At 42.6% G+C, this 21,547-nt stretch carries 7 protein-coding genes and 2 tRNA genes; 8 read left to right on the top strand and 1 reads right to left on the bottom strand.

The window, feature by feature from the left end; translation table 11 throughout:
* Nucleotides 1-101: 101 nt before the first annotated feature.
* Nucleotides 102-2,762, bottom strand: a complete 2,661-nt coding sequence (gene ppdK, locus V7O63_RS06970) for a pyruvate, phosphate dikinase (RefSeq protein WP_340817664.1) — start codon at nt 2,760-2,762, stop codon at nt 102-104.
* Between the two features lie 278 nt (nt 2,763-3,040).
* On the opposite strand from ppdK, the gene V7O63_RS06965 reads away from it, so the two are divergent.
* The 8 genes from V7O63_RS06965 to V7O63_RS06930 all read left to right on the top strand — a co-directional run bounded on the left by V7O63_RS06965 (nt 3,041) and on the right by V7O63_RS06930 (nt 21,373).
* The gene (locus tag V7O63_RS06965; protein ID WP_340817662.1) at nt 3,041-3,301 is read left to right on the top strand and encodes a Gar1/Naf1 family protein; all 261 of its coding nucleotides are present in this window, start codon (nt 3,041-3,043) and stop codon (nt 3,299-3,301) included.
* Nucleotides 3,302-3,401: 100 nt separating this feature from the next.
* Nucleotides 3,402-4,415 carry a transcription initiation factor IIB gene (locus tag V7O63_RS06960; protein WP_340817660.1) on the top strand — a complete coding sequence of 338 codons (1,014 nt, stop codon included), beginning with the start codon at nt 3,402-3,404 and terminating at the stop codon, nt 4,413-4,415.
* 118 nt (nt 4,416-4,533) lie between these two features.
* The gene (locus V7O63_RS06955) at nt 4,534-5,145 is read left to right on the top strand and encodes a LysE family transporter (RefSeq protein ID WP_340817659.1); all 612 of its coding nucleotides are present in this window, start codon (nt 4,534-4,536) and stop codon (nt 5,143-5,145) included.
* A gap of 8 nt (nt 5,146-5,153) precedes the next feature.
* The gene (locus V7O63_RS06950) at nt 5,154-6,155 is read left to right on the top strand and encodes a class I SAM-dependent methyltransferase family protein (RefSeq protein WP_340820816.1); all 1,002 of its coding nucleotides are present in this window, start codon (nt 5,154-5,156) and stop codon (nt 6,153-6,155) included.
* 70 nt (nt 6,156-6,225) lie between these two features.
* Nucleotides 6,226-6,297 (top strand) — tRNA-Thr (locus V7O63_RS06945).
* A 359-nt stretch (nt 6,298-6,656) separates the two neighbouring features.
* Nucleotides 6,657-12,053, top strand: a complete 5,397-nt coding sequence (locus V7O63_RS06940; protein WP_340817657.1) for a PAS domain S-box protein — start codon at nt 6,657-6,659, stop codon at nt 12,051-12,053.
* Between the two features lie 245 nt (nt 12,054-12,298).
* Nucleotides 12,299-12,370, top strand: a tRNA-Thr gene (locus V7O63_RS06935).
* 360 nt (nt 12,371-12,730) lie between these two features.
* Nucleotides 12,731-21,373: a PAS domain S-box protein gene (locus V7O63_RS06930; RefSeq protein ID WP_340820774.1), complete on the top strand. Its 8,643-nt coding sequence runs from the start codon at nt 12,731-12,733 to the stop codon at nt 21,371-21,373.
* Nucleotides 21,374-21,547 lie beyond the last annotated feature (174 nt).

Here is a 21,547-nt window from a genome sequence, read left to right as displayed (position 1 = left end):
TTCGCTTATCGAATCAGATATTGTACAGATAACTGAAGATATTCACCTGGGAATAATCGAGATCAAAAAAGAGAAAGAAAAGAAAAATAGGTAATAAAGAATCAGGAGTTATCCTGCTTCTCAATTACTGCCTGTGCTGCTGCCAGCCTTGCAATAGGCACACGGAATGGGGAGCAGCTTACATAGTTAAGTCCGATGTTGTATCCGAACTTTACAGAGCTTGGTTCTCCGCCATGTTCACCACAGATACCTATCTTAAGATCAGGCCTTGTGGAACGTCCTTTCTCGATACCTGTCCTTACAAGCTCACCAACGCCTTCCTGATCAAGGACTGCGAAGGGGTCATTCTCGAGTATCGAGTTCTCGATATAGAATGGTAAGAACTTGCCTGCATCATCACGGCTGAAACCAAAAGTTGTCTGTGTAAGGTCATTGGTTCCGAATGAGAAGAACTCTGCTTCCTTTGCTATCTGATCTGCTGTGAGGGCTGCCCTTGGAAGCTCGATCATGGTACCTACCAGATAATCCAGCTTGCAGTCCTTCTCAGCCATTACGGATTCTGTAACTTCAACAAGATCCTTCTTGGTAGAAGCGAGTTCATTGACATGTGATATCAATGGGATCATTATCTCAGGAACTATGTCCATTCCACTGGTCTTCAGTTCACATGCTGCCTCAATGATAGCACGCACCTGCATCTCATAGATCTCAGGATAGGTGATACCAAGACGGCAACCGCGGTGTCCGAGCATCGGGTTTGTCTCGACCATGGACTCTACGCGTTCCATGACCTGTTTTATGCTCTCCATCTCTTCAGCACTGCCACCTTCTGCCTCAAGTGCCCTGAGCTTATCTGCAAGTTCTTCATGCTTTGGAAGGAACTCATGCAGTGGAGGGTCAAGCAGACGGATAGTTACAGGCAGACCTTCCATGACCTTGAAAAGACCCATGAAGTCTTCCTTCTGCATAGGAAGGAGCTTCTGAAGTGCAGCTTTCCTTACTTCGGTATCTTCTGCGAGGATCATTTCCCTTACTGCAGGGATACGGTCCTCTCCGAAGAACATGTGTTCCGTTCTGCAGAGACCGATACCTTCAGCACCGAACTCCCTTGCTACCTGAGCATCGTGTGGTGTGTCTGCATTGGTCCTGACACCCATTTCCCTTATCTCATCAGCCCATGCAAGAAGTGTGTGAAGTTCACTGCTGACACCAGGAGTTGTTAGTTCGACCTCACCGATGATGAGATCTCCTGTGCTACCATCGATGGTCACAAAGTCCCCTTCATTAACGGTGACGTCAGATACAGAAAAAGTGCATGCATTGATATCGATACTTACTGAACCACAGCCTGCCACACATGGTTTACCCATGCCTCTTGCAACTACGGCTGCATGGGATGTCATTCCACCCCTGACAGTAAGTATTCCCTGTGCCGCATCCATACCGCCGATGTCCTCAGGTGATGTTTCAGTACGGACAAGGATGACCTTTTCGTCGTTCTTTGCCATTTCCTCTGCATGCTCTGCAGTGAAAACAACTTTACCAACAGCGGCTCCCGGGGATGCGGGAAGACCGGTGGCAACGGATTCATATTCAGAAGAAGGATCAATGGTTGGATGCAAAAGACGATCAATTTGTTCAGGAGAGACACGTGTTACAGCTGTTCGTTTATCGATAAGACCTTCTTCGACCATATCGACCGCGATCTTAAGCGCCGCCGCAGCGGTTCGTTTACCGGTCCTTGTCTGCAGCATGTATAATTTGCCATCCTCTATCGTGAACTCGATATCCTGCATGTCCCTGAAGTGGTCCTCCAGTTTCTTGTAGATAGTCTCAAGGGTCGCATAGGACTCAGGCATTGTCTCATGGAGTGTTGAGATCGGTTCAGGTGTCCTTATACCTGCAACGACATCCTCTCCCTGTGCATTGATAAGATACTCACCGAAGAAACGCTTGTCACCTGTTGCAGGATCCCTTGTGAATGCTACACCTGTACCGGATGTCTCACCCATGTTACCATAGACCATGGACTGGACATTCACGGCAGTGCCCCATTCACCTGGAATGTTGTTGAGGCGCCTGTAGGTGATAGCACGCTGGTTGTTCCATGAGTTGAAAACTGCATCGATGGCCATCTGGAGCTGCTGGCGAGGATCCTGTGGGAAATCAGTTCCTATGCTGTCCCTGATGATACCTTTGAACTCCTCGACGAGTTCCTTCAGGACATTAGCATCAAGATCCGTGTCAAGCTCGACACCAAGTTCCTTCTTCTTTGCACTCAGGACAGATTCGAACCTGTGATGTTCTATATCGAGCACAACATCTCCGAACATGGTGAGGAACCTGCGATAACTGTCGTAGGCGAACCTCTCATTACCGGTCTTCTTTGCGAGACCTGCAACGGTGTCATCGTTAAGACCAAGGTTCAGGACGGTATCCATCATTCCAGGCATGGATACCCTTGCACCGGACCTGACAGAAACAAGTAGCGGATTATTATTATCCCCGAACTTCTTACCAGTTACCTTTTCGAGTTGTGATATTGCGTTGTTTATCTGGTCAACGACCTCTGTAGAATAGTCCCCATCTTTAAGATACAGTAAACAAACTTCCGTTGTTATAGTAAATCCTGGCGGAACAGGGATTCCCAGGTTGGCCATTTCTGCAAGGTTGGCCCCTTTGCCACCTAGCAGATCTTTCATACTATTTTTGCCTTCAGTTTCTTCGTTCCCGAAAAAATACACGAATTTATTTTCTGCCACCGAATTTCCTCCATGCATAAGAATATGATGGACAATTACTGTTATTTGGATTAATGTTAAGTCGTGCCTCAATTGTTCTTTTATCTCTTTAAGCTTGTGGTCTGTGAAACAGTGACATGGTCCGAAAATGACGGTGCCTGTGAAGCAGTGACATGATCCGAAAAAGGATAGATATGCTTTTGTACTGAAAAAAACCATATTAAAATGCTTACGATAACTATATATAGAATAAGAGCACCATATAGTACAAAAACCTAAATATAAGTAACCGAATACACATGAAAAGATTAGGTCAGATCCTGCATATTTCGAAGCAGAATGAACTTGTTGTCAGAGGCGACAGGAAAGAGTTCACCGGTTCTATGAAAGACTTACCAAGAATTAACTCTTTTGCTCTGGACAGGTCCATTAAGCCAATTGGAAAGGTTTCCAGCATTTTTGGTCCTGTTGACCAGCCTTATTTTACTTTGAAACCTGAGAAGAGAGTTATAGCTTCCGGACTGGAAAAGCTTGTAAACGAGCGGGTTTACGTTCAATGAGGGATTAGAACGGGCAGTATGCATTATTCCGTGAGCTGTAGATGACTGAAGAGAGACTTGTCAAATATATTTTGTACTAATATTATCAAAGGTGAGATGAATGGTCGAAGTTGAAAGGGTACGATATTCCGATACCTCCGAAAGGGAGAAGATACGTGCAATGATCAAAGCACGTAAAGAGAAAGATAAGACAGCTGAGGTTGAGAAGGCAAAGGTCCAGTGTCCTGAGTGTGGCAGCCGCAACCTTGCACAGGACTACGAGAGAGCTGAACTCGTATGTTCCGACTGTGGACTTGTGGTTGACGCTGAGTTCGTTGACGAAGGACCAGAATGGCGTGCTTTTGATCATGACCAGAGAATGAAGCGTTCCCGTGTGGGTGCACCAATGACCTACACGATACACGACAAAGGTCTGTCCACTATGATCGACTGGAGGAACCGTGACTCATACGGTAAATCCATTTCATCAAAGAACAGGGCACAGCTTTACAGGCTTAGAAAATGGCAACGTAGGATAAGAGTAAGTAACGCTACGGAAAGGAACCTTGCGTTCGCACTGTCCGAACTTGACCGTATGGCATCAGCTCTTGGTCTGCCAAGGACCGTGCGTGAGACTGCCGCAGTAGTATACAGGAAGGCAGTTGACAAGAACCTCATCCGTGGAAGGAGCATTGAAGGTGTTGCAGCAGCAGCATTGTATGCAGCATGCCGTCAGTGCAGTGTTCCAAGAACACTTGACGAGATAGGAGAAGTATCAAGGGTAAGCAGGAAAGAGATAGGAAGGACATACCGTTTCATCTCAAGAGAGCTTTCACTGAAACTTATGCCAACCTCACCAATAGACTATGTACCAAGGTTCTGTTCAGGACTTAACCTCAAAGGAGAAGTTCAGTCCAGAGGTGTCGAGATCCTGAGGCAGGCTTCCGAGAAGGAACTTACCAGTGGACGTGGTCCTACAGGTGTAGCTGCAGCAGCTATCTACATCGCATCAATCCTTTGTGGCGAGCGCCGTACTCAGCGTGAGGTCGCCGATGTTGCAGGTGTAACTGAAGTTACCATCCGTAACAGGTACAAGGAACTTGCAGAAGAGCTTGACATTGAGATCATCCTCTGAGCAAGACCCAAAATACACTAATAAAAACAAAACAAAGGAAGTCTTACCACCGCTTCCTTTGTTTACACCTTTTTTCCAAATCTTTTTTAACGTTTGATCCGATCAGACAGTATAGACCATGTTCGAACTGCTGGAGATGCTGGGAATTGGATTTGTTCTGGGATTGACAGGAGCACTTGTACCCGGACCAATGCTTTTTGTGACAATAGACACTTCCCTGAAAAGAGGATGGAAAGCAGGTCCGGAGGTATTTATCGGTCATGCGATCCTTGAATTCCTGGTCTGCATCCTGATAATCTATGGTATTACGTCAGTGAGTGACAACACCGTAATGGCAATATCAATACTGGGAGGAGCCACCCTTGTGATATTCGGTCTTATCACAATAAAAAATGCAAAAGGTGCAGCAGGCTCAATACATGAGCACAACAAAAGCACTTCCAGACCGGTGCTTTCAGGAGTTATCACATCAGCATCAAACCCATATTTCTGGATATGGTGGCTTGCTGCCGGGAGTGCACTTATACTTCAGGGACTTGAGATCGGTATTTTTGCAGCGGCGATATTCATGGCAGGACACTGGCTTGCAGACCTCGGATATTTCACTGTTGTTTCCACATCTTTCAGCAAAGGGAAAAAACTAATGTCCCCAAAGGTTTATGAAAGGGTACTGCTCTCTTGTGGTCTGTTCCTTGTCCTGTTCGGGTCATGGTTCATAATAGGTATATAACAATGAACATGAGAAGAAGTTGCATCAAGGTCTTGAAGAAAGGCGGTGAACCGATACGCAGGATACTGCTGGAAATGGACCTGCTGGACAATTCCGCACGAATTGCTTCAAAAGAAGAATTCCTCTACCTGCCACTTACCAGAGATCCCGTGGAAGCAGAACTTAAAGTTATCACCGGAGAATTCGAACTGACAGAACAGGAGTTCGAAGAACAGAAAGGGCAACTGAAACTCGAGGACCTGCTGGATGAAGTACCACATTTTGAGATAATAGGCGATATCGCACTCATAGAGGATGATGTCCCGGAACCTGAGAAAACGGCTGAAGCCATCATGAAGGTGAAGAAGAACGTAAAGACCGTTCTTGCTGCCATAAGTCCCGTAGAGGGAGAGTTCAGAACCCGCAGGTTCAGGACAGTTGCTGGAGAGAATAAGACCTCAACTGTCCACAGAGAGTATGGTTCCAGATATCTCATCGACCTTGAGAGAGCATATTTCACTCCCCGTCTTGCAACAGAGAGGTCAAGGATACTGGGCCAGATCAGGGAAGGACAGACAGTTGTGGATATGTTCGCAGGTGTTGGTCCCTACAGCATCATGATAGCAAGGAAAAGTCAGGACATCCGTGTTATTGCAATTGACAAGAACCCGGATGCAGTGGAATTCCTGAGGCACAATGTCGAACTTAATTCGGTAGCTAATGTCGAGGCCATAGAAGGTGATGCCAACGTCGAGGCTGAGAGGTTTGCCGGAGTTGCCGACCATGTGATAATGAACCTGCCACATAATGCAAATGAATTCCTTGATGCAGCCGTGAAGCTTTGCGCCCGGAATGCGGTAATACATTACTATGATATCACACCTGAAGACGACCTCTTTGAGAGCTCATTGAAGTTGATAGAGAAAGCAGCAGACAGAGCCGGAAGGTCTGTCGAGGTTGTTGATACACGTGTTGTCCGTTCGTATGCTCCGCACCAGTTCAACGTCTGTATTGAAGTGAGAGTGCTTTGAGCACCATGATCAGCAGAAAATAGCTGAGACCACTAAATCGTTATATAGAATTATAGTGTCGTTCACATTTGCCTCTGTGGCTTAGCGGCATAGTGGCTGATTCGTGATCATCAGGCGGAGGATTCTAATCTCTCCAGGGGCTTGATATCAGGGAATCAAGGAATTTCCTACTTTTTCTTTTTTGTGTAACCTTTTAATCCACACATCTGACAAACTAATTATAGATATTTACTTTAAAATTCATTCGATGATGTTATTTTTTAAAAATATGTTAAATTTGAAATTTGAAAGTCATCTTAAAAAAAACAGTAGCTGTCACCATGAAAGAATATATATACCATATCAATACAGAGATTATAAAGGATATTGCATTTTACATGAGGAGAACGCTACAAGTGCCCTTAAAACGATAAAATGTAACATTTGAGTAAATTATCCAAAACAATCCACGTTAGAGATTGTTAGAGTTAGTGACTCAAGCAGGCTAAAAATGGTGGGACCATGGATATACACAAAAACAAAAATAAGGGTCAAATCCTGAACAGTGATACTACAGGATACAAAAAATTATTTGACATGAGCTATGACCCCATGCTTCTTATCGATCCTGAGACCCTTGATATAGTAGATGCTAACAGGGCCGCCTGCAATTACTATAAATTACCTCGCAATTCCATTGTCGGAAAGAAGGTATTTGAGATAGATACACTTTCCGAAAAAGAGAACAGATCATACATCAACAAAGCAAAGAATGACATTCAGGATCACTTTTCTTTCAGCTACGTTCATGCCGGAAAAGAACACGATATCGAAATAAACACGATTCCAACTATAATCGAAGGCATACAGTTGATCTGCTCTGTCATTCATGACATTAGCGAGCGTAAAAATATCGAAAAGATCGTCATAGAAAGTGAAAAGAAGTATCGTGAACTCTTTGAGAATAATATAAGTGGTGTAGCGATCACAGAGATAATCAAAGATGAAAGCGGATACCCAACAGATTTTATTTTTTTAGAAGTTAATAGTGCCTTTGAGAAGCATACCGGCATCAAAACCGAAGATGTGATAGGTAAGCGTATGACTCAGGTATTCCCCGCTATTGAAAAAAGGAAAGACACGGATCTTGGTCTGCACAGGAAAGTGGCACTAACCGGAATCCCATCCAGTGCTGAAACGTATTCACACGACTTAGAAAGATACTTCAGCGTCAACGTATACAAAGTTGAAGAAAATATTGTTGTCGGTGTATTTCAGGACATAACTGAGCGCAAGAATACAGAGATAAAAATGCGTGAGAACGAGGAAATGCTGAGACTGTTCATTGAGCATGCACCGGTATCATTGGCGATGTTAGATAGGGATATGCGACATATTGCCACCAGTCGTCACTGGATGAACGCTTTTTCCCTTGGCGAGAGGGACATAACAGGAATGAGCCATTATGAACTAATGCCTCTGGTTGATAACGAATATTATAAAGCGATCCATCAACGTGCCCTAAAGGGAGAGATCATTAGCAAAGACGAAGATTGCATAAAGCTACCGGATGGAACGCTACATTGGAGCCGCTGGGAAGTCAGGCCGTGGAAAGCGGCAGATGGCACCATTGGTGGAATCATAATTTTCACGGAAAATATCACGGAAAGAAAGAATGCTGAAGATGATCTGAAATATTCAGTATCACTCCTAAACGCATCTCTGGAGTCAACTGCTGACGGTATTCTTATTGTGGACAGGGAACAAAAGATCACCCAATGGAATAGTAAATTTGCCGAGATGTGGCAAATTCCGGAAAAAATACTTTCCTTACATTATGATTCCAATGCAGTGAACAGCATTCTATCTCAGCTATCTAATCCTGATGAGTTTGTAGCTAGAGTCAAGCAAATATATGCAAGGCAAGAGGAAGCCAGTTTTGATAATATCGAGTTTGCAGATGGACGTATCTTTGAACGTTACTCTCTACCCCAAATAGTCGGTGAGGAGATAGTAGGTCGCGTATGGTCTTTCCGTGATATCACAGAACGCAAGAATGCTGAGAATAAACTGCGTGAGAGTGAAGCTCTCCTGAATGAAGTTGGTAGAATCGGAAAAATTGGCGGATGGGAGTTTGATATAGCAGCCAATGTGATCACGTGGACACCGGAAGTTGCAAATATCCATGAAACTGAAGAAATCGATACTCTTGAAAAGGCATTGGAGCGTTATCCCCCTGAATCAAGAATGATAATTGAAAAAGCAACAAATGATGCTATAGAAAAAGGTGAATCATTTGACCTTGAACTGGAAACTATTACGGGAAAAGGTAATCACAAATGGGTCAGGGCAAGTGCTCGCCCGAAGGTAGTAGATGGCAAGATAGCTAAAATAACAGGTACATTACAGGATATAACAGAACGCAAAAATGCTGAGAATAAATTACGGGAAAGTGAAGCACTCCTGAATGAAGTTGGAAAGATTGCAAAGGTTGGAGGATGGGAACTTGAGCTGGAAACGGGTAAGGCTTCATGGACACCCGAAGTTGCAAGGCTTCATGAAACAGATGTAGTGGATGACCTTGAAAGCGGACTAAATCGTTTCCCTCCGGGCTCAAGGGAAATCATTGAAAAAGCAGTTAATGATGCTATTGAAAAAAGAGAACCATATGATCTGGAACTTGAATTTATCTCTGAAAAAGGTACCCATAAATGGGTCAGAACGATAGGACATCCACTTATAAAAAATGATAAAGTTGTAAAATTATACGGCACGTTGCAGGATATAACAGAACGCAAAGAAGCCGAAAAAGCACTTATGGAAAGTGAAGAAAGATTCAAAGCACTACATAACGCATCTTTTGGTGGCATCATCATTCACGACAAGGGCGTGATCCTTGATTGCAATCTGGGCCTTTCCGAAATAACCGATTATTCCCAGGAAGAACTGATAGGAATGAACGGAATGCTGCTTATAGCCGAAAGTCACAGAGATATGGTTATGGCAAATATCCTTGCAGGTTACGAGAAACCATATGAAGCAATGGGACGCCGCAAAGATGGTAGCGAGTATCCCATCAGGCTGGAAGCAAGGAATATACCCTACAAAGGAAAGCAAGTCAGAGTAGTGGAGTTCAGGGATATAACCGAGCAGAAAAAGATAGAGGAGGAACTGAAACAGACAACTGACAGACTTATACTGGCAGCCCGGGCAGGCGGTGTAGGCATATGGGACTATGACGTCGTCAACAATACCCTCGTCTGGGATGAACAGATGCTACGCCTCTACGGAATTAGCTCAGATAAGTTCAGTGGTGCTTATGAAGCCTGGCGAGAAGGAGTTCACCCTGAAGATATGAAGCAAAGCGATGACGAGGTTCAGATGGCACTTCGAGGGGAAAAAGAGTTTAATACCGAATTCCGTGTACTCTGGCCGGATGGGAGCATTCACAATATCCGTGCTCTTGCAATTGTCCAGCGCAATGAATCTGGCAGACCCATTCGCATGATCGGTACAAACTGGGATATAACCGAGCAGAAGAATGCAGAAGAGGCACTGCGTGAGAAGACAGAGGAACTTGAGACTTATTTCACATCCAGTCTGGACCTTCTATGTATTGCCAACACCAAAGGAGAGTTCATTCGTCTCAATCCGGAATGGGAAAAAGTACTAGGATATTCTATAGATGAGCTTGAAGGAAGTTCTTTCCTTGATTTTGTGCATCCTGATGATCTGGAAGCCACAATTGAGGCAACCTACAAACTGGCAGCAAAAAAGAAAATCACTAATTTTGAGAATCGCTACCGTTCCAAGGATGGTTCCTACCATTGGCTGGAATGGCACTCTGTGCCTAAAGGCGAGCTGATATATGCTGTGGCCAGAGACTTTACGGAGCGCAAACTTGTAGAAGAGAAGCTTGAGAAAGAAAAGTCCCTGCTAAAAGGTATCTTCGACTCAATACCAGAAATGATATTCTTCAAAGACCTCACTGGAGCATATATGGGAGGAAACCAGGAATTTGCGAGATTTGTAGGCAAAGAAATTGAAGAGATCATCGGTACTACAGCCTATGATTACTTCCCATGGGAATATGCTGATGAATTTGTGACAATCGCTGAAGAGATTATGGAAAAAGGTGTTATCAGACATGATGAAACATGGCTGGATTATCAGGATGGTTCAAGACGCCTGCTTTATTTTATCAGAGCACCTCTTCGAAATTATGCAGGAGATATTGTCGGACTTGTGGGTGTTGGCCGTGACATTACTGAGAACTGGCGGGCTGAGAAAAGACTGAAAGAATATGCTGATGAAATGAAACTCAAGAACATCGAGCTTGACAAAGCCCTTATAAAAGCAGAGGAAGCCACCAGAGCAAAAAGTGAATTCCTTGCCAACATGTCCCATGAGATCCGCACGCCCATGAACGGTGTGATAGGAATGACGAACCTGCTTCTTACCACCTGGCTGAGTGAAGAGCAGAAACAATATGCAGATACTATTAAGAAAAGCGGGGAATCTTTGCTTGGACTCATCAATGACATACTTGATATTTCAAAGATAGAGGCAGGTAAACTGGATATGGAGGAACTGGATATCGATCTGAATGATATCCTGGAAGAACTGGAATCCCTGTTGTCTGTAAAAGCCCGGGACAAAGGACTTAAACTTACATGCGAGATGGAAAGGGACGTACCGGCATATATCAAAACAGACCCCTTCCGGTTAAAACAGATACTGCTGAATCTTGGATCTAATGCCATAAAGTTCACAGACAAAGGTGAAGTGGCAATCCATGTAACCCTCTTATCAAAAACAGATTCAAATGCTTCTTTGCGTTTCTCGGTACGGGACACAGGCATAGGGATCCCGGATGACAAGATCGATATGCTCTTTAACAAGTTCACTCAGGCTGATGCTTCAACAACACGGAATTACGGAGGCACAGGACTTGGGCTTGCAATATCCAGACAACTTGTGAATATGATGGGAGGAGAGATCGGTGTTGAAAGCCAGGAAGGAAAAGGATCGGAGTTCTGGTTCACTATCAGCGTAGAAAGACATTCTGCAAACAAAGACTCAAGCCTGACAGAACAAAAGATATACGACATCACTGATCAGCAAGGTAGTAAAAAATACAATACCGATCTTAGAGTCCTGGTGGTTGAGGACAATATCGTCAATCAAAATGTGGCACAGAGCATCCTGAAAAAACTGGGGATCAGCGCAGAGATTGCAAATAATGGCGTTGAAGCATTAAAGGCTCTTGAGGAGAGGGCATATGACCTTGTTTTGATGGACGTGCAGATGCCCGAAATGGACGGATTTGAAGCTACCCGACACATCCGTGACCAGCAGTCAGCAGTTCTTGATCATCATGTCCCTATTATTGCTATGACGGCTCATGCAATGAAAGGAGACAGAGAACTTTGTTATGAAGCAGGAATGGACGACTACATATCAAAACCAATTGAGTTCCAGCCACTTATCAAAATGCTAAATAAATGGTCAACGGTGATAGAAGAAGCGCACATAGATAATGTACCTTCAGAAGACATTAAGGATCAGCCAGAGATACCAATATTCGATAGCCAGTCCTTTATGGAAAGAATGATGGACGATATGGATATTGCCAGAAAGGTAATTGATATTTTTCTGGAAAGCACACCAAAACTGATAGATGACCTGAAAAACGCTACTGATAAAGGAGATATAAGTAGTGTCAACAGTTATGCGCATTCACTTAAGAGTTCTTGTGCAAACCTCAGTGGAATGGTTTTGAGTAACTTAGCCGGAGATATAGAGGCAGAATCCATGTCGAGAGATATAGAAACTGTCGAGGGAATTCTATCAGATATAGAAAGGGAGTTTGAATTACTGGAAACAGAATTAAAGACATTCAGAAAAGAATACTTATAATGTAACTGTTTGTTTCTTTTGATATGGCCTATCTCAGATCATTGACCTTATGATCAATATCATAAGAAACTTATTCGGAGTAACTGGGAGATAATAAGAGCATTCTTCAGTAAAAAGATAATTCATGGCCTGAGTACATGGATACCTATTTCACAGGATAGTATTATTAAAGAAAAAAATCAGAAAAAATTACAGATAAGCGAAATCATTAAATCATTATATAGAATTATAGTGTCGTTCACACTGCCTCTGTGGCTTAGCGGTATAGCGGCTGATTCGTAATCAGCAGGCCGAGGGTTCGAATCTCTCCAGGGGCTTGAGATCAGGGAATCAAGGTATTCCCTCTTTACTCTTTTTTGTAGATATCATTCACGTGCTTAATATCATAGTTGATATTTGTTATTTTTTTGCACATTTAATTAACAAACCCTGTCTAAAAAATGATATTTAAAATCAAAATACAAACATATTATTTAAGAATATCAATATCCAGAGCCATGAAACAATACATAGATATAATATAGACCCTGATATTATATTGAATATTGTATTTCATGTGGGATGAATACAACCAGACCTTGCAATTGATTGTGAGTAACATTTGAGTAGATACTGTAAAACAAATTCACATCACACAATCAAAGTTATCATCTGAACAACTGAAAAACGGGGGAACAATGGGTACACATAAAGATAAAAAGGAAAATCATATCCTGAAAAATGATACTGTCGGGTATAAGGCATTGTTTGATAAAAGCTACGATGTCATGATCATTATAGATCCTGAAACCCTTGATATATTGGATGCAAACGATTCTGCCTGCAACTATTATGGACTACCCTTGAAAGAGATCGTTCAGAAAAATGTATTTGAACTAAATGCAATGCCTGAAGAAGATATCAGGAAATATATAGAAAATGCAAATACAGATCAGCAAACCTCCTTTTCTTTCAGTCATCCGTTAGTAGACGGACAAATACATGATGTTGAAGTAAGCTCGACCCCCATAATAGTAGAAGATAGGGATCTGCTATGCTTGACCTTTCACGACAGCATCAGGCCCAAAAGAACAGATGAAGAGTTGCAGCTCTATGAAGAAGCTCTCCGGAAAAGCGAAAAGAAGTACCGCGAACTCTTTGAGAACAGCACAAGCGGAGTGGTCATCACTGAGATCATTAGAGATGAACAGGGAACTCCTATAGATCTTGTTTTTCAGGAAGTAAATGATGTTTTTGAAAAATGTACCGGACTTAAAGCCGAAGATGTAATAGGAAAACGTATAACTGAAGTCTATCCCGGGATCGAGAAAAGAAAGAATACAGCCCTTGATCTGCATCTGAATGTCGCAATTAATGGAAAGCCTGTTAGTAATGAAGTATATTCAGAGGAATTGAACAAATACCTCAGCATTAATGCCTACCAGATAGAAGAGGATATTGTTGCTGGTGTTTTCAGGGACATCACCAGAAGCAAGGAGATGGAAAAAAAGCTCAGGGAAAGCGAAGAACGTTTCAGGACACTTGCTGAGCATGCAGACGATATCGTATACCGCTATGAACCTGAAAAAGGATTCACCTACATTAGCCCGGCTGTACATAAAATCTCAGGTTATACACCCGAGGAATTCTACGAGGATCCTAAACTGCTTTCTAAGATAGTACATCCAGATGACCTGTCAAGTCTGAGAGAGATGTTGAAAACACATAGTGAGCGAACAACCAGGACTTTTCGCTGGATAAGGAAGAACGGAGAACTTTACTGGCTTGAACAAAAGGCCATTCATAATTTTGACAAAGATGGGAACCTGATATCAATAGAAGGGATATCCAGAGATGTAACCAGGAATAAGGAAATAGAGCAAGAACTGGCAGAAAGTCAGGAAAGATATCAGATGCTCTCAGACCTGACCTACGAAGGAATTACCATTCATGACAATGGAGTCATCCTTGAGGTAAATGAAGCTGTATGTCGTCTGACAGGATACACAAAAGAAGAACTGATAGGCAAGAATATTCTCGAAATGCTGGCACATCCTGATGATATTGACAATATAAACCAGCAGATGAAGAAGGATACTACAGAACCCTATGAGATCCGCGTCATAAGAAAAGATGGTACGATATATCCTGCAGAAATTGAATCCCATACCATTACATACAAAGGCAAAAAGGTTCGTGTAGCTGCAGCAAGGGATATCACAGAACGTAAAAAAGCGGAAGAAAAGCTACTTGATAATGAAGCTCGTCTGGAAGAAGTTGGAAGAATTGCTAAAATTGGTGGCTGGGAACTGGACCTGATATCAGGGGAAGTCACCCTGACTGATGAGATCAATAAGATCACAGAAGATTATGGAAAGAGCGATCTACAGAAAGGATTAGAGCGTTACACGCCAGAATCAAGGAAAATACTTGAAAAAGCAATTGACAATACGATCAGGAAACATGAACCTTTTGACCATGAACTGGAACTTATATCAGCAAAAGGCAGAAAAAAGTGGGTCAAAGCAATTGGAAATCCAATCATTGAAGATCATAAGGTCACAAAGATAACCGGCACCCTGCAGGATATAACTGATCGTAAAAAGGCTGAAAAGAACCTGAAAGAAAGTGAGAGGAAATTCCGTGGTCTTTTCGAGAATAACATGAGTGGCATACTGGTCACTAAAACTGTCAGGGATGAGAACGGATATCCAATAGATTTTATTTTTCTGGATGTAAACAGTGCTTTTGAAATACACACCGGATTAAGACCAGAGCAGGTAATAGGAAAACGTGCAACTGAAGTGTACCCGGGAATCGAGGAAAGGGAGAACACCTTTATCGACCTGCACAGAGATGTAATACTGAGCGGAAGTCCCCATAATGTAGAACTATATTCTGAAGAACTTAAAAGATACTATAGTATTGCTGCATACTCCATAGAAGAAGATATTGCAGCAGCCGTTTTCCAGGATATTACTGAACGCAGGATAGCTGAGGATAAACTAAAGGAAAGTGAAGCTCTTCTGAATGAGGTCGGAACTATCGCTAAGATAGGTGGATGGGAATATAATGTCGAAACTAAAAACGGTAGATTGACGCCTGAAGTTTACAGGATATATGATATTGAACCCGGCTCTCCCACAGGCATTGAGAATACTCTTGCTTTGTATCTCCCCACTTCAAGAATTATCATAGAAAAAGCGTTCAATGATGCTATCGAAAAGGGTAAACCATACGATCTGGAACTTGAATTTATTTCAGCAAAAGGCAACCATAAATGGGTAAGGACGAGCGGCCGTCCAATAACAGAGAATGGAAAAGTAGTAAAGGTCATCGGGGCATTCCAGGACATTACCCAACACAAAAATGCTGAGAACAAACTTCGTGAAAATGAAGCTCTCCTGAGCGAAGTAAGCAGACTCGGCCAGATCGGAGGATGGACCCTTGATGTTGAGTCCAATAAAGCCACCTGGACAAAAGAAGCTGCAAATATTCTGGGTAAAGAAGCTATATCCAACCCTACAGAAAGCATGAAACTCTTGCTTCCAGAGTCAAGAAAGATACAGGAAAAAGCACTTGAAGATGCTTTACAAAAAGCAGAACCATTTTATCTTGAGCTGGAACTTATCTCAGCAAAAGGGGAACATAAATGGGTTAAAACAATTGGAAAACCTGTAGTTGAAGATCATAAAGTTATAAAATTAACAGGCACACTACAGGATATCACTGAACTCAAGAATGCTGAAGATAAATTGCGGGAAAGTGAGAGTCGTGTCAGACGGAAGTTGAATGCTATTATGGAGCCCGATGGAGATATCGGAGAACTGGAACTTGCCGATATCATTGACACCCAGACTCTGCAATCAATTATGGATGATTTTTACCAATTGTCCCATATCGGGAGTGCTGTAATTGATAACAAGGGCAATATACTGGTTGCTACCGGATGGCAGGATATCTGCACGAATTTCCATCGAGTGCATCCCGAAACATGTAAGCATTGTGTTGAGAGCGATGAACAATTCTCCAAAGATATAGCTCCGGGAACATTCAAGCTTTACAAGTGCAAGAATAACATGTGGGATATCGCAACACCCATTATGGCTTCAGGATCTCAGTTAGGCAACCTGTTCCTTGGCCAGTTCTTCTTTGATGATGAAGATATTCCCTACGATACTTTCAGGCATCAGGCAAAAAAATATGGGTTTGATGAAAAGGAATACATGGAAGCACTTGAGAGAGTACCGCGCTGGAATAGAGAAACAGTCAATACCGTAATGAGATTCTATACCAAATTAACGTCTGTCCTCTCCTCACAGAGCTATAGTAACATCAAACTTGCAAGGACACTGAAAGAACGTGATGAACTACTCACTTCACTGCGTGAGAGCGAGGCACTGCTGAATGAAGTTGGCAGGATAGGTATGATAGGGGGATGGGATCTTGATGTGATAACCAATAAGATCACATTTACACCTGAAGTTGCAAGGATCCATGAAACTGAAGAGATCAATACTTATGAGAAAGCAATAGAACGTTTTGTTCCCGGATCAAGAACCATACTTGAAAAAGCAACGAATGATGCAATAGAAAAAGGTGAACCATTTGACCTTGAACTGGAAATCATCACAGGAAAAGGTAATCATAAATGGGTAAGAGCCAGTGCTCGTCCGAAAATTGTAGATGGCAGGGTCATCAAAATAATAGGTACGCTTCAGGACATTACAAAAAGCAAGGATATGGAACAGGAACTCAAGGAAAGTAATGATAAATACCAGATGCTCTCAGATGCCACTTTTGAAGGTATAATCTTCCATGAGAATGGCATAGTCCTTGATGCAAATGAAGCTGTGTTCCGTGCTACAGGATACGCAAGAGAAGAGATAATTGGTCAGAACATACTGAAAAAAGCCATTCACCCCGATGATCTGCATATTGTTCTAAAACAGATAAAAAAAGACAATTCACAGCCATATGAAGTCCGCTGTATCAGAAAGGATGGATCAGTATTCCCTGTTGAAATTGAATCCTATCGTATAACCCACAAAGGAAGGCAGGTCCGCGTTGCAGCAATAAGGGACATCACGGAGCGTAAGAAAGCTGAAAGTAAACTAAGAGAAAGTGAAGCACTCCTGACTGAAGTTAGCAGAATGAGCAAAATCGGTGGATGGGAATTTGATACGATCACTGGTAAGTCTGTCTGGACATCCGAAGTCATCGATCTGTTTGAAACAACCGGCCCGTATGAAGACCCGAAAGATGCAATAACTCATTTTCCATCAGGATCAAGGGAGATGATTGAAAAAGCATTCTATGCTGCTATTGAAGAAGGAAAGCCGTATGACCTGGAACTGGAATTTATCTCATCAACAGGAAAACGCAAATGGGTCAGAACAATTGGAAAGCCGATTATCGAAAACAATGAGGTCATCAAAGTAACAGGTGTGATGCAGGATATAACTGAGCCCAAAAAAGCTGAAATTGCATTGAGGGAAAGTGAAGAAAGGTTCAAAGCCTTGCACAACGCCTCCTTTGGTGGAATTACCATTCACGATAAAGGCAGGATCATCGATTGTAATCATGGGCTTTCAGAAATATCAGGATATTCATATGAAGAACTGATAGGAATGGACGGATTGCTGCTAATAGCCGAAAGCCACAGAGATCTTGTTATGTCCAACATCCTTGCAGGCTATGAGGAACCTTATGAAGCAATGGGACGTCGCAAAGATGGAACTGAATATCCTCTAAGACTTGAAGCAAAGAATATACCCTACAAAGGAAAAAAGGTCAGAGTTGTTGAGTTCAGGGACATTACCGAACAGAAACTGGCAGAAAAGGCTTTGCACGAGAAGACCGAAGAACTTGAGCGTTATTTCACATCCAGTCTTGATCTTCTCTGTATTGCCAGCTTTGAGGGAAGATTTATTCGCCTGAACCCGGAATGGGAGAACGTCCTTGGGTACCCCATCAGCGAACTGGAAGGTCGTTACTTCATAGATATGGTACATCCGGATGACAAAGAAGCTACTATTGAAAACCTTTCTGATCAGGCCATCCATAAGAGGAAGGTTCAAAGTTTTGTAAATCGCTATCTTGCCATAGACGGTACCTATCGCTGGATAGAGTGGCGCTCTACTCCTATAGGAGAACATATCTACGCAGTAGCAAGGGATATTACCAAGCGAAAAGAAGCAGAAGATAAACTTCGGGAAAGTGAAGCACTTCTTAATGAAATGGGCAAAATCGGAAAGATAGGAGGATGGGAGCTTGATGTCGCATCCAATGAGATCACATTTACACCTGAAGTTGCAGAGATCCATGAAACTGAAGACCTCAAAAGTCTTGAGAAGGCACTTGCCTGCTATCCACCTGATTCAAGAGAGAGACTTGAAGAACTTATCAATAATGCTATTGAAAATGCTGAACCATATGATTCTGAACTGAGGATAATCACAGAAAAAGGTGATTACAAATGGGTAAAAATAAGTGGACGTCCTAAGGTAGTATATGGTAAGGTCGTTAAAATAATAGGTATGATCCAGGACATAAGTCAACGCAAGGAAGCAGAAGATAAACTGTTTGAGAACGAGGGGAAACTCAGACTGTTCATCGAGCATGCTCCGGCAGCTTTGACGATGCTGGACCATGATATGAGACACATAGCCGTAAGCAAGCGGTGGCTTGAGGACTTCTCCATTGATATGGACATTATAGGTCAGCATCATTACGAAGTGATGCCGTATATCAAAGAAGAATGGAAAGATGCACATCGCAGAGCCATGAAAGGAGAAGTTATACGCAACAATGAGGATTTCTACATTGGAGAGGATGGTAGCGTACATTGGCTGCGCTGGGAACTCAGACCATGGAAAGCGGCTGATGGATCTATTGGCGGCATTATAATTTTTGCAGAAGATATCACACAACGTAAAGAATATGAAGAGAAAATGCTTGAAAGAGAATCTCTTCTTAATGAGATGGGAAATATTGCAATGATCGGTGGCTGGGAGCTTGATCTGTTGACCAACGAACCTACATGGACGCCTGAAGTTGCAAAGATACATGAACTAGACAGTGATGAAGCGTTAAATATTGAGAAAGGACTGTCCTATTACCCTTCAAGATCAAGGGAAATACTTGAAAAAGCACTTGATAAACTCATAGAAAGGGGCGATCCCTATGAACTTGAACTTGAATTTACCACAGCTAAAGGTAACCATAAATGGGTAAGGTCAAGTGGTTATCCAAAGATAGTAGCTGGAAAGGTTGTAAAAATAACCGGCACACTACAGGATATTACTGTTCGCAAGAGCGCAGAGGAAAAACTGCTGGAGTATGCTGAAGAACTGGAAGATAAGAACTACGAACTTGATAAAGCCCTCATAAAAGCAGAGGAAGCCACCAGAGCAAAAAGTGAGTTCCTTGCCAATATGTCCCACGAGATACGCACACCTCTAAACGGTGTGATCGGAATGACAGGATTGTTGCTGGATACAGACCTTGATGAACAGCAACATCACTATGTAGAGACTGCGAAAATGAGCGGGGAGGTTTTGCTTGACCTCATAAACGACATACTTGACATCTCCAAGGTAGAGGCAGGCAAGCTGGAACTTGAAGAGCTTGACATCGATCTTAATGAGATCCTGGAAGAGACAGCATCATTGCTGTCTACAAGGATCAATGGTAAAGAACTGGAACTTATATGTATGGCAGAACCAGATGTACCCGTTAATATCAAAGCCGACCCAACAAGACTGAAACAGGTCCTTATAAATCTGGGTTCCAACGCCATCAAATTCAGTCACAAAGGAGAGGTTGCCATTCGGGTGAGCCTTGACCGTGAAACAGATTCAAAAGCTACATTGCTATTCTCTGTAAAAGATACAGGGATCGGGATCCCGGAACATAAAAAAGACCTTCTGTTCAGGAAGTTCAGCCAGGTAGATGCCTCTACGACACGAAAGTACGGAGGAACAGGGCTTGGACTTGCCCTTTCAAAGCAACTTGTAGAACTGATGAACGGGGAGATAGGAATTGAAAGTCAGGAAGGTGTAGGCTCTGAGTTCTGGTTCAGAGTGACGTTTGAAAAACACCAGGGCAGAGAGAAAAAGCAAAAAGATACCACTGAACTGGATGGAATACATGTACTTGTAGTGGACGACAACAGAACGAACCGTGATATCCTTTTCAAATTATTGGGTTCATGGAACATGAATGTAGAAGTAGCTGCAGACGGACCCTCTGCACTAAATGCCCTCTTCAGAGCACACGAAGAAGGAGATCCTTATCAGATCGCCCTTCTTGACATGCAAATGCCAGATATGGACGGAATGTTGCTTGGACGCATAATCAAGTCAGACAATGACCTGAAAGATGTTTCTTTGATACTGTTAAGTTCTGCAGGGCAACAGTCTGAGATATGGGAGAAGAACAAACACAATTTCAATGCTTATATCTCAAAGCCGGTAAAGACATCGGAAGTATTGAGTAAATTATCAGATGTTGTTGCCAGCAAAGAACAAACATATGAAAAGGATGCCGGAGAGGTAGCAACAGAACTTCACACAGGCCTGAACGGGGAAACAAGGATACTGCTTGTCGAGGACAATGTCGTGAACCAGCATGTTGCACAGGGTGTACTGCAAAAACTTGGCCTCACAGCAGACGTTGCTAATAATGGACTGGAAGCAATAGAGGCTCTTGAGGAAGTGGAATATGACCTTGTCCTCATGGATGTGCAGATGCCCGAGATGGATGGACTGGAAGCTACCCGGCATATCCGCAATCCGGAATCATCGGTCCTTGATCATGATGTACCTATAATCGCAATGACAGCACATGCCATGAAAGGCGATAAGGAACGCTGCATTGAAGCAGGGATGAATGATTATCTTTCAAAACCCATCAGAATGGATGCACTTACCGGAATATTTGAAAGATGGGCAGGAATATTCACTGAAAGTAAGATACAGGAAAAATCGCCTGAAGAAGAAATAACCATACCCATGATATTCGACAAACAGGCATTTCTGGACAACATAGTTGGTGACATTGAAATTGCAAAAAAGGTCATAGATATTTTCCAGAAGAATACGCCCAAACAACTCCTTGCCTTGAAAGAGGCGATCGATAAAAAGGAAGCGAATGATATTGCAAACTGTGCACATTCCATAAAAGGGTCTTCCGTAAGTGTCGGTGGAATTGCACTTAGCGACGTAGCTTCAAAAATAGAACAGGAAGCCGCTACAGATGAACTGGATAATGTCCAGGAGGAACTTAAGGAACTTGAAGAACAATATGAGCTCTTAATTAAGGAATTGAAGAAACTGTAGAGCTACAAACTTGAGATGTTCCCGAATTCGCAGTCATTGATGAGCTTTGTTCAGTTAAGTAATAACACATCAATAATTTTATATATCCTTATAGATTAGTATAAATAGGGCAATTATATTAATGTGTATTTTGCTTGCAAAACAGATCCAATATCATATCAAGGGCTTAAAGTA

Origin of the sequence: Methanolobus sp. WCC4, from assembly GCF_038022665.1 — an archaeon.
Taxonomy (GTDB): domain Archaea; phylum Halobacteriota; class Methanosarcinia; order Methanosarcinales; family Methanosarcinaceae; genus Methanolobus.
This window is presented reverse-complemented; position numbering and strand designations above follow the sequence as displayed.

What these genes read in the sequence shown, in the direction of transcription:
- V7O63_RS06960 (WP_340817660.1), top strand. Translation starts at nt 3,402, where the DNA reads ATGGTCGAAGTTGAAAGGGTACGATATTCCGATACCTCCGAAAGGGAG.
- V7O63_RS06930 (WP_340820774.1), top strand. Translation starts at nt 12,731, where the DNA reads ATGGGTACACATAAAGATAAAAAGGAAAATCATATCCTGAAAAATGAT.
- V7O63_RS06965 (WP_340817662.1), top strand. Translation starts at nt 3,041, where the DNA reads ATGAAAAGATTAGGTCAGATCCTGCATATTTCGAAGCAGAATGAACTT.
- V7O63_RS06950 (WP_340820816.1), top strand. Translation starts at nt 5,154, where the DNA reads ATGAGAAGAAGTTGCATCAAGGTCTTGAAGAAAGGCGGTGAACCGATA.
- V7O63_RS06940 (WP_340817657.1), top strand. Translation starts at nt 6,657, where the DNA reads ATGGATATACACAAAAACAAAAATAAGGGTCAAATCCTGAACAGTGAT.
- V7O63_RS06955 (WP_340817659.1), top strand. Translation starts at nt 4,534, where the DNA reads ATGTTCGAACTGCTGGAGATGCTGGGAATTGGATTTGTTCTGGGATTG.